The organism is Brevundimonas sp. UBA7534 (assembly GCF_002479325.1).
Classification (GTDB): domain Bacteria; phylum Pseudomonadota; class Alphaproteobacteria; order Caulobacterales; family Caulobacteraceae; genus Brevundimonas.
In genome coordinates this window covers 1-2,978 of sequence record NZ_DLMO01000039.1, presented here as the reverse complement: position 1 = coordinate 2,978, position 2,978 = coordinate 1, and the positions used below count along the sequence as shown (strand labels likewise).

Sequence of the window (2,978 nt, the reverse complement as noted above, 5' to 3'; positions counted from 1 at the left end):
CGCCGCCCATTTGCGCAGGAAGGCCGCGCGCGCGTGCGGGTCGGAACGGGACCAGGGGGGAAAGGCGTCGGCGGCGGCCTGGATCGCCTGCTGGGTCTCGGCCGCGCCCAGGTCCGGCACGTGGCCGATCACCGCGCCGGTGGCCGGATCGTCCACCGCGATGCCGCCGCCGTTGGCCGGAACCGGCTCTCCGGCGATCAGGGCGTGTTGGCGCACAAGGTTGAGGCCGGCGTCGCGAGGACTGGTCATGGGGGCGCTCCGATGTCTGGGTCCGAACCCTTGAACGCGCTCAGGCCCCGATGGTGTCCAGGTCTCGGCCCTTGGTCTCGGGCATGAACAGGACGGTGACGACGACGGCGATGACGGTGAAGACCACCGAATACCACAGGCCGAAGTAGATGTTCCCCGACGCCGCCGCCAGGGCGAAGCTGGCCGCCGGCAGCAGACCGCCCACCCAGCCGGTGCCGATGTTGTAGGGCAGGCTCATGGCCGTGTAGCGCACCCGGGTGGGGAACAGCTCGACCAGGGCCGCGGCCTGGGGACCGTAAAGGGCGCAGGCGGCCGTCATGAAGACCATCAGGATCAGAAAGACCATCGGCAGGTTGATCCGGGCGGGATCGGCGCGGTCCGGATAGCCGGCGGCCGCCAGCGCCGCCTTGATGCGCGTCTCGACGTCGGCGCGGGCCGCCTTCAGCTGGGCGGGCGTCAGGCGCGCGCCGTCGACGGAGGCGACCTCGGCCGTCCCGACCCGAACCAGGGCCGTGGCCCCGGCGGGCGCCGCGACCGTGTCGTAGGAGACGCCGGCGTTGGTCAATATGGTCTTGGCGATGTCGCAGGCGCTGACGAAGGCGGCCTTGCCGACGGGATCGAACTGGACCGCGCAGGTGGCGGGATCGGCCACCACCGTGACCGGCGCGCGGGCCTGCGCCTCCGCCAGGGCCGGATTGGCCGCGCGGGTCAGGGCGTGGAAGCCGGGGAAGAAGGCGACCAGCGCCAGGATCATGCCGAACAGCATGACGGGCTTGCGCCCCACCCGGTCCGACAGCCAGCCGAAGAAGACATAGAGGAAGGCCGAGGCCAGCGAGATGGCCAGGATCAGGCCGTCCACCGTCGCCACGTCGACCTTCAGCATCCGCTCCATGAAGAAGCGGGTGTAGAAATAGCCGCAGTACCAGACCGCCCCTTGCGCGAACATGACGCCGAACAGGGCGATCAGGACGAAGCGGCCGTTCTTCCAGGTCAGGAAGGCCTCGCGATAGGGCGCGCGCCGGGCGCCGCCCTCGGCCTCCATGCGGCGGAAGGCCGGGCTCTCGTTGAGCTTCAGCCGGATCCACAGCGAGATGGCCAGCAGCAGGCCCGACAGGATGAAGGGGATGCGCCAGCCCCATTCGTCGAACGCCTCGACCCCGACGATCAGGCGCGTCGCCAGGATCACGACCAGGGCCCCGATCAGGCCCAGCGCCGCGGTGGTGTTGATCCAGCTGGTCATGAAGCCGCGATTGTGCGGCTGGGCGTGCTCGGCGACATAGATGGCCGCGCCGCCGTATTCGCCGCCCAGGGCAAAGCCTTGCAGCACCCGCATCAGCAGCAGCAGCGCCGGCGCCATGAGGCCGATCTGGCCGTAGTCGGGCAACAGGCCGATGGCCACGGTGGCCAGGCCCATCATGGTGATGGTCACCAGAAAGGTGGTCTTGCGCCCCACCTTGTCGCCGAACCAGCCGAACACCAGGGCGCCCAGGGGCCGCACGACGAAGCCGACGCCGAAGGTCAGCAGCGCCAGGACATAGCTCGTCGCCTCGCCCACGTCGGCGTAGAAATGGCGGGCGATGACGGTGGTCAGCGAGCCGAAGATGAAGAAGTCGTACCACTCGAACGCCGTGCCGGCCGCAGAGGCCCCCACCACGGTCTTCAGGCCCGGCTCCCGGGCGGCGGCGGCTTCGGCCATCTGTCCTCCGACGCCATCTGACGGGCGTTTCCGCTGTCGAGCCTAGCCTTGGCGCGTGCATACGAAAAGGCCCCGCCGCATCGTGCGACGGGGCCTTTAAACGTCTGGCTCAGGCCGAAATCAGCAGACGCGGCCTTCGGCGCAGTTCTCGACGGCCTGGCCGGCGGCCTGGGCGTCTTGGCCGACGCCGGCGACGGTGTTGCAGGCGGCCGTGGTCAGGGCGGCGGCGGCGGCGAACAGGACGAAAATCTTGCGCATTCTTTTCTCTCCGACAATCCCGGCGCAGGAATGGCCGGTTCCGTGGCTGTCAACGCCACCCAGGCTTGGCGGTTCCGCACCGTGAAGCTTTTAGGGCGTCTCGCCGGGATGGATGGCCTCGGGCGTGGCGAAGATCATGCGCGCGATCGTTCCGCCGTCGGGCGCGGGGATCATCTCCGCCTCTCCGCGCAGCTGTTTGGCGAAGGCGCCCATCAGGGTTCGACCCACGCCGACGTCGTCGTCGGCCGGGGCGCCCGGTCCATCGTCCTCGACCTCCAGCACGCTGGTGGCGCCGCCGACGTGGAAGCGAACCTTCAGCGTCCCGCCCCGGCCGGCGAAGGCGTGCTTCTGAGCGTTGGAAACGGCCTCGACCAGCCACAGCGCCAGGGGCGCCAGCTTGTCCGGGTCGACATAGAGGCTGTCGGCCTCGACCGAACTGACGACCATGGGACCGCGCCCGGCTTCGCTGGCGATCAGCTGGCCGACCAGTTCGGTCAGGAACTCGCGCGCATCGGCGTGGCGCACGTCGTCGCTCTGGTAGAGGGTGCGATAGATCAGGGCCAGGGCGGAAATCCGCTGGCGCGTGTCGCCCAGCGCCGCCTTGGCCGAGGCGTCCGCCACCGCCCGCTGTTGCATCGACAGCAGCGAGGAGATGATCTGCAGGTTGTTCTTCACGCGGTGATGGATCTCGCGCATCAGCGCGTCCTTCTCCGCCAGGGAGGCGGTCAGGGACCGGTCGCGCACCGTGATCGCCTCGGCCAAGATCGGAAGAGCG

General features: G+C 69.6%; 4 protein-coding genes. All 4 read right to left on the bottom strand.

Going from position 1 to position 2,978, the window contains the following annotated elements:
• Window positions 1–249: aldehyde dehydrogenase family protein (locus B2U11_RS03105; RefSeq protein ID WP_292069886.1), on the bottom strand; the 249-nt coding region annotated here is incomplete at its 3' end.
• 40 nt (window positions 250–289) lie between these two features.
• On the bottom strand, window positions 290–1,945 hold the full coding sequence (locus B2U11_RS03100; RefSeq protein ID WP_292069885.1) for an MFS transporter: 1,656 nt from the start codon (window positions 1,943–1,945) through the stop codon (window positions 290–292).
• 120 nt (window positions 1,946–2,065) lie between these two features.
• Window positions 2,066–2,203, bottom strand: coding sequence for an entericidin A/B family lipoprotein (locus B2U11_RS03095; RefSeq protein ID WP_292069883.1), 138 nt, complete (start codon window positions 2,201–2,203; stop codon window positions 2,066–2,068).
• 90 nt (window positions 2,204–2,293) lie between these two features.
• The coding region (locus tag B2U11_RS03090) for a sensor histidine kinase (RefSeq protein WP_292069881.1) at window positions 2,294–2,978 on the bottom strand (685 nt) is incomplete at its 5' end.

Excerpts from the sequence above, each read along its gene's own strand:
- B2U11_RS03100 (WP_292069885.1), bottom strand. The coding sequence starts at position 1,945 with ATGGCCGAAGCCGCCGCCGCCCGGGAGCCGGGCCTGAAGACCGTGGTG.
- B2U11_RS03095 (WP_292069883.1), bottom strand. The coding sequence starts at position 2,203 with ATGCGCAAGATTTTCGTCCTGTTCGCCGCCGCCGCCGCCCTGACCACG.